The sequence below is a fragment of the Dysgonomonas sp. 216 genome (assembly GCF_010501065.1).
In the GTDB taxonomy this organism is placed as follows: domain Bacteria; phylum Bacteroidota; class Bacteroidia; order Bacteroidales; family Dysgonomonadaceae; genus QVMM01.
On the sequence record NZ_QVMM01000026.1, the window covers coordinates 20962 to 28079 of the forward strand.

Annotated in this window: 5 protein-coding genes; 2 read left to right on the plus strand and 3 right to left on the minus strand. The window is 36.2% G+C overall.

Translation table 11 applies throughout. The features are described from left to right. Positions 1-132: 132 nt before the first annotated feature. From D0T53_RS12655 to D0T53_RS12665, 3 genes are all read right to left on the minus strand, one after another. Entirely contained in the window at positions 133-1119 is a 987-nt protein-coding gene (locus D0T53_RS12655; protein WP_163268468.1) for a hypothetical protein, read from the minus strand. Between the two features lie 3 nt (positions 1120-1122). After that, on the minus strand, positions 1123-2538 hold the full coding sequence (locus tag D0T53_RS12660; RefSeq protein ID WP_163268470.1) for an MBOAT family protein: 1416 nt from the start codon (positions 2536-2538) through the stop codon (positions 1123-1125). A 115-nt stretch (positions 2539-2653) separates the two neighbouring features. Further along, a complete protein-coding gene (locus D0T53_RS12665; protein ID WP_163268471.1) occupies positions 2654-4099 on the minus strand; it encodes an amino acid permease in 1446 nt (481 codons plus the stop codon). A 132-nt stretch (positions 4100-4231) separates the two neighbouring features. On the opposite strand from D0T53_RS12665, the gene D0T53_RS12670 reads away from it, so the two are divergent. After that, positions 4232-5692 carry a glycosyltransferase family 2 protein gene (locus D0T53_RS12670; protein ID WP_163268473.1) on the plus strand — a complete coding sequence of 487 codons (1461 nt, stop codon included), beginning with the start codon at positions 4232-4234 and terminating at the stop codon, positions 5690-5692. After that, positions 5692-6630 (plus strand): DUF4922 domain-containing protein, encoded by a 939-nt coding sequence (locus tag D0T53_RS12675; RefSeq protein WP_163268475.1) that lies wholly within the window; start codon positions 5692-5694, stop codon positions 6628-6630. Before D0T53_RS12670 ends, D0T53_RS12675 begins: the two co-directional genes overlap by 1 nt. The last annotated feature ends 488 nt before the right edge of the window (positions 6631-7118 follow it).

Below are 7118 nucleotides of genomic sequence, written 5' to 3' on the forward strand. Positions count from 1 at the left end.
CATTTGATTTAAACGCAGTCATTAAAGGTTTTCGGTACATCTACCATGCCAATATACAAATTTGAAAGCTAATAACAACACAATTTCCTGTTCCATAAGAAAATAACCTATAATATGTATTATAGGTTATTTTTATTCTGAAGAGAGTTCTTCTACTTTTTTCTTGAAATATTTTGTATAACGTATTGCTTCCTTATGCGTGAGATGTATTCCATCAGTCGTGAAATAAGTCTTATAGTTAGGAGGTAATTCAATATAATCATACTTGGATGGGGAAAATACCTCTTTCACAAGTTCTCTATGACGATTCTTTCTAGCCGTATTCACTAATTTGTTATTGATGGGCATTTCGAGAAACACAACTTTGATTCCTTTCTTCTCAAGTTCTTCCACTAACTCTTTTGTCTCTTTGAATGATTCTTTTAATTTGTCGATTTCTTCAGCTGTGTACGGAACAGACAACTCATTGTATCTCTTTTCTATCATTCTATTGAAAAGACCCATATCTATTCCCGGCTTCGCTTCGTAACCTATTGTATCTTGAATTTCGTCAATATCTTCTTCCTCAATATTTATACTTGTTGTAGGAATTGCAGGAGTTCTGTCAGGAGCTTCATCTTTAAGCATTAGTTCAAGTTTGTCTCTGAAGATATTATATACATCATTGCTGGCTATCCCCCAATAATGTCCAACCATTGATATAAATTGCTTTCCATCTCTGAAACTTACAATATTTTTTTTGAGTTGATAGGGAATTGTAGAGTATAAGTCGTTAAAAAAAGTTTTGTCGCTTCTGGCGGGAAGAAGATTATTTTCAATAAATACTGTTTTTATATTTTTACGGTTTTCATGCAATACCATATTAATTCCATCTGCAGAAGATTGTCTGGCAAAAGCCAAATTATAAATGCCGGAAATATCGTTTATCATACAAGATAAGGATGAGCCTACAATAACACTGTTTATGTCGTCTTGTTTATCGTACATAAAAGACTGAGCTTTAGTTGTATTTTCCAGCCTTTGATGTGGTAAAAAGCTCATATCCTTATTAAAGAGGATAAGATATACTGTCCATACACTAAACAGGCAAATAAATAGTATGATGGTTTTTTTAATCATATTTTAGAACTGAAAATAAATAAATGCACCTGCCGAACCGCTACTTGTACAAATCAAAAATAACATAATTGCATAAAAAACATATTCAAATCTTTTTATCTTATTGAAGATCGGATATTTTTTCAGAAGATAAAACATGTGATAAATAAATATGGGCAGACAAAACATCAATATCCTTGAGCATAAGTTGACATTAATCGGTACTTCCGATCTTGATAATACTGTTTGAAAAAACTTAATTACATGATTAAATTCCGGTAATTTAAACAGCAACCATGCGAAAGAAACAAATGTAAAAATAAGTATTCTTTTAAAGTTCTTCATCCAGAAACCATTAAAAGTAGGTTTCGATTTTCGCATGTTCATAAATACGCGTTCGATACACAATGCCAAACCATGAAATCCTCCCCATATAACATAGCTCCATGCTGCCCCATGCCATAATCCTCCGAGCAACATCGTGATAAAAAGGTTGAAATATGTTCTGATTCTTCCTTTTCTGTTTCCACCTAAAGGAATATAGAGATATTCCATAAGAAAAGAAGAGAGGGATATATGCCATCTTTTCCAAAACTCTTTAAAGCTAGTAGATATATAAGGAAAATTAAAGTTATCTCTTAGTTTGTAACCAAAGGTAGCAGACAGCCCAATGGCTATTAGCGAATATCCGGCAAAGTCTGCAAATATCTGGCAAGAATAGCCCAGTAATGTAACTAACAGGGCAACGGAGTGATATCCTTCGAAATGCGGATATGTTATTATAAACGTATAGTCTTTTAAGTTGTCAGCAATAACCATTTTCAGAAAATACCCTAATAAAACGTTCTTAAAACAAAATTCCCAATCAATATCCTTTATGTATTTTGTTTTTATTTGAGGTAAAAATTCGTGTGCCTTAACAATTGGTCCAGCTATTAATTGAGGGAATATAGAGATAAATAAAAACGTTTGTTTCGCATGTTCATAGAAGGAGGGAGGAACAATATCCTTGGCTTTGAAATAGTTCTCTTTGTATGTATCTACTAACAAACTAATACCTTGAAATGTAAAGAATGATATACCTATAGGCAATGGTATTGTTACTAAAAAATCACCGACAGATGTACCTAATAAATCAAAAGTATTAACTAATAATGGTGTATATTTGAAAAATGCCAACAGGAATAAATTCACTACAACTCCGGTTGTTGCTATTAGTTTTCTGTACTTAGGCTTTCCGTAAGTAACATAATAGCTACTTATACTATTTATGAGTATAGAAGATAGTAGCAAAAATAATAATATTGGTTCGTTATAGGCGTAAAATATAAAGCTTGCTACGGTAAGTATCTGAGGTTGATATTTTAAACACTTCGGAAAGTAGTATATGAAGAAAGTAACAATAACTAGTGCTACAAATATAAAACTAGTAAATAACATCTATTTTTTCTTAAGTCAAGTTTGTTTTTTATAATGTGCAAAACTACATTTTTTTTCTGAATAAAATTTAAAAATTCATTTGAATAATAGATATATAGAAAAACAGGAAGATTGTTTAATTATTCAGTTTACTGTGTTTTATTCCGTAGGTAAAATAAATAATAAGCCCGATTACCGACCATATAATGAGCCTCGACCATGTATTCCACGGCAAAGCAAGCATTTGTATTACACAAATTGCAGCTCCAAGCAAAGGTACAAAAGGAACTAACGGTGTTTTGAATGGACGTTTCAGGTCGGGTTGAGTTTTACGTAGCACAAGCACCGATATGCATACTATTGCAAATGCCATAAGCGTGCCTATCGAAACAAGCTCGCTAAGCACATGCAGAGGAAACAAGCCTGCGAACAAGGCCGTTACTATACAAGCAAAAATAGTAGCATTGTGCGGTACCCCGTTTTTACTATGCACTTTCGAAAAAACTTTGGGTAAAAGCCCATCCTTCGATATTGCATAGTAAATACGCGATTGCCCCAGCATCATTACCAATATTACAGAACTGAGTCCTGCTATTGCTCCAAGTTTAATCAATGGACTAAGCCATGCCAACCCTTCACCTGTATGGTCGATAGCCAGTGCTATAGGTGCGGCAACGTTTAACTCTTTATAGTTGACAATACCTGTTAATACGGTAGTAACTCCTATGTAAAGTATTGCGCAGATAAGCAACGATATAAGTATACTCTTTGGCATATCCTTCTGTGGATTACGCGCTTCCTGCGCTGCTGTCGATAAAGCATCAAACCCCAGATAGGCATAAAACACCACACCTGCCCCACGAAGAATGCCACTCCACCCAAACTCGCCGAAGCTTCCAGTATTTTCGGGTATATAGGGAGTCCAGTTGCTTGTATCGACATACGAAATTCCGAATGCAATAAACAACAATATTACACCTACCTTAATTACAACAATTATGTTATTAATAAATGCCGATTGCTTTATCCCTCCAACTAGAAATGCCGAGACAATGGCCACAATAAATACTGCCGGAAAATTGATAATACTCCCTGTCATTACCCACCCCTCAGTCGTATGATCGAAAGTTGCATACGATAACAATGGCGACAGATGTATTCCCCACTCATCTAACAAACTGAGCATATAACCCGACCACCCGACAGAAACGCTGGAACAGGCAAACAGATATTCGAGTATCAATATCCAACCAATAAACCACGCCATAAGCTCGCCGTTGGTCGTATAACTGTACGAATATACACTTCCGGCAACAGGTATCATTGCTGCAAACTCGGCATAGCACAACCCGGCCATAACACATCCCAAGGCTGAAATAATGAACGAAATAGTAAGCGCAGGCCCTGCATAAGCAGCAGCAGCCTGACCTGTTATTACAAAAATACCGGTTCCCACAATTGCCCCAATGCCAAGAGCTGTAAGATTAGCAGCTGTAAGATTACGCTTAAGTCCGCCATTGTGATCTTTGGCTTCGTTAAGAATGGTACTTATATCCTTTTTCTTAAATAATTTATTAAACATAACTAATATTTATCAGTTTGAATTGAAAACACAAAATTGTAATGTATATGTTACGATGTTAAAACATGCAACTTTCGTTATAAATTTGTAGCTTTATAAATTCAGTAAAAATTATTAATGCAATTGAACTATATGAATAAACAAATAAACTGTTTCGTCCCTTACCGAAACGAAGAACAGGCATATAATACTATAAAACAACTAAAAGAGTCAGAAGTTGTAAACAATATATTTTTACTTGCCGAAAACGAAGGATTGCCCTCTGTAGCAGGTTGCGAACTTTTAGTTGTCGGGGCGATATTCTCTACACATGCAATAAAGGAAATAGCATCAAAAGCCGATACAGATTTATCTCTCATATATACTAAATACGACAGTTTAAACATCGGGATGTTTGCATTTGAGCGCATGATACAAATAGCAACAGATGCGGAAGCAGGAATGGTTTATGCCGACTATCATAAGATAAAAAACGGAGAAAGAGTAAACAACCCTGTTATTGCATATCAGCAAGGAAGTTTACGAGACGATTTCGATTTCGGATCGGTTTTGTTATATAAAACCGAAGCCTTACAAAAAGCAGCTTCGGCAATGAATACCAATTACGATTTTGCCGGTTTGTACGATTTACGGCTGAAAGTTTCGCAAAACTTACCCCTCGTCCATATAAATGAATACCTATATACCGAAGTAGAAAATGACACACGTAAAAGCGGAGAAAAGAATTTCGACTACGTAGATCCTAAAAACCGTTCGGTACAAATTGAAATGGAACAGGCATGTACCAATCATCTTAAAAAGATTGGAGGTTATCTTCAACCTAAATTTAAAGATATAGATTTCGACAAGCAAAGTTTCGAATACGAAGCATCGGTTATTATACCTGTCCGTAATCGTGTAAAAACCATAGCCGATGCCATACAATCGGTACTGAAACAAAAGACAAGTTTTAAATTCAACCTTATAGTGGTGGATAATTATTCGACAGACGGAACAAGCGAAAAAATTGAAGAATTTGCGCATGATAACCGCCTGATACATGTTATTCCCGAGAATAAGGATTTGGGTATAGGCGGATGTTGGAATGCCGGAGTGTTTCATCCCTTATGTGGTAAATTCGCCATACAACTGGATAGCGACGATATATATTCGGGCGAAGATACTCTTCAGAAAATAGTTGAGGCTTTTTATGCACAAAATTGTGCAATGGTAGTGGGAACTTATGCGCTTACCGATTTCGATATGAACCCAATTCCACCCGGAGTAATAGACCATAAAGAATGGACTCCCGACAACGGACGAAATAATGCTTTGCGTATTAACGGTTTAGGTGCGCCTCGTGCATTTTTCACACCATTATTACGCGAAATAAAAGTGCCAAATACAAGTTATGGCGAAGATTACGCGTTAGGTCTTCGTTTTTCACGCGAGCACCGCATAGGACGTATATACGACGTGCTTTACCTGTGTCGCCGTTGGGAAGGCAACTCCGATGCTGCTTTAGATATTACCAAGATAAACGGACATAATACATACAAAGACCGCATCCGCACATGGGAGCTTCAGGCCCGCATCAACCAAAATAAAAGATAATGGGTAGTTTAAGTAAAATCGAAGACCTCTTTGTTGCGCAGACAAACGAATGGAAACTTGCACGGGATAATTATGATGCTTTAAGTAAAGTAGAATTAAAGGAGTTTCGTTTCGATAATTTCAGTGTAAATGTGCAGTTTAATCCGGCACGTATTACTTCGTCATCGGCAAAAACAGATTCTAAGTCTATTCGGGAAAGAGCCTGTTTCCTTTGTACGAAGAACCTACCAACCGAACAAAAAGGTATTGAATTTGAAGGCTATAAAATATTGGTAAACCCCTACCCCATTTTTAAGCGGCATTTTACAATACCCACCATTATACATACAAAGCAATGGATATGCGAGAACGGGCGTTTTACCGATATGCTTATGTTTGCTGAAGCAATGTCGGGGTACGTAATTTTCTATAATGGTCCCAAATGCGGAGCCTCGGCACCCGATCATATGCATTTTCAGGCCGCACCTGCTGAAGACATACCCTTAACAACAGATATAAAAATGATACCGAAAGAAATTATTCGGGAAAATAACGGAAGCACTGTTTCTGTTGTAAGAAATTATTTACGGAATTTCTTTCTTATAAAATCAGCCGGAAAAACAGAAGCCGAATCTATGTTCAAACTTATTTGTGAAAGTCTGGATGTCGAAAGCGGTGACTACGAACCTATGCTTAATGTATTAGCGTGGACCGAAAAAGGCAATAAATTTTGCATAGCTGTTTTTCCTCGCGACAAACATCGCCCATCGTGTTATTATACCGAAGGAAACGATAATTTGCTTATCAGTCCTGCATCTGTCGATATGGGTGGATTGATAATTATTCCGCAACAGAAAGATTTTGAAAAAATAACCTCGTCGGATATTATTTCAATATTTAACGAGGTAACAATAAATAACGAGCAAACAGAAAAAATTATCAGGAGGATGCTTAATTAACTCATAATTATTTATCTATACTATAGTTATTCCATTCTTCAGATAATTGCTAAAAACAAGAATGAAAAGAGGCACAAAACTCTAATAAAAAAATGTGTAGAGTCGTCAGGTATGTCAGGTTTTTTTGATTATATGCATTTTATGGCATTGTAAGTTGTGTATAATTCTATGTTGATAGAATAATGTACAGCAAGTGTTCTTTAAAATTATACTTATTAATTAACTGTTGTTACTGCGCGTGATCGAAGATCACTTGCATTCCTTTTGCCCTATGCCGCAAAAGGAATCAAAAAGGCATTTTGCGGCTATACCTTCTTGGGGACAGCATTGCAGCCGTAAAGGCTAAATTAAAAATAACTCGCAGCTAAAGCTGCTCAAACAGCTTTTAATTTTTAACGCCTTTGCCGCCTGCATGCTTTGTCCGTCGAAGCTAAGGCCGCTCTCAGAAAATGCTTCGCAAAAAGGACCGACCTCGCCGTATGTGCGGG

Excerpts from the sequence above, each read along its gene's own strand:
- D0T53_RS12670 (WP_163268473.1), top strand. The coding sequence starts at position 4,232 with ATGAATAAACAAATAAACTGTTTCGTCCCTTACCGAAACGAAGAACAG.
- D0T53_RS12655 (WP_163268468.1), bottom strand. The coding sequence starts at position 1,119 with ATGATTAAAAAAACCATCATACTATTTATTTGCCTGTTTAGTGTATGG.
- D0T53_RS12660 (WP_163268470.1), bottom strand. The coding sequence starts at position 2,538 with ATGTTATTTACTAGTTTTATATTTGTAGCACTAGTTATTGTTACTTTC.
- D0T53_RS12665 (WP_163268471.1), bottom strand. The coding sequence starts at position 4,099 with ATGTTTAATAAATTATTTAAGAAAAAGGATATAAGTACCATTCTTAAC.
- D0T53_RS12675 (WP_163268475.1), top strand. The coding sequence starts at position 5,692 with ATGGGTAGTTTAAGTAAAATCGAAGACCTCTTTGTTGCGCAGACAAAC.